The 361-nt window shown below is 53.5% G+C and carries 2 tRNA genes; both read right to left on the bottom strand.

The window, feature by feature from the left end:
• Window positions 1-11: 11 nt before the first annotated feature.
• Window positions 12-88 (bottom strand) — tRNA-Arg (locus PGQ95_RS26420).
• Window positions 89-277: 189 nt separating this feature from the next.
• A tRNA-Arg gene (locus PGQ95_RS26415) sits at window positions 278-354 on the bottom strand.
• Window positions 355-361 lie beyond the last annotated feature (7 nt).

Genomic DNA, 361 nt, shown 5'->3' with positions numbered 1-361 from the left:
TAAGGAGAATATGGTGCATCCGGGAGGATTCGAACCTCCGACCGCTCGGTTCGTAGCCGAGTACTCTATCCAGCTGAGCTACGGATGCATCGGAAAAGCTATTTAACTGCGAGGTTATTCTGTTGCAAATCTCGTGGCGAGAATATGGTGCATCCGGGAGGATGACTCGGCTGCGCCTCGCCCTTCGGGCCGTTGCTTACGCAACGTTATCCTCCCTGGTGCTTGCGATAATTTCGCAGACCATACAACAACGTCGTCGCTGTTATTAAGGAGAATATGGTGCATCCGGGAGGATTCGAACCTCCGACCGCTCGGTTCGTAGCCGAGTACTCTATCCAGCTGAGCTACGGATGCATCGGAA

The sequence above is a fragment of the Klebsiella sp. 141240 genome (assembly GCF_050600805.1).
Taxonomy (GTDB): domain Bacteria; phylum Pseudomonadota; class Gammaproteobacteria; order Enterobacterales; family Enterobacteriaceae; genus Klebsiella; species Klebsiella aerogenes.
Note: the sequence above shows the minus strand (reverse complement) of the source record. Positions and strands in the feature narration are given on the sequence as shown.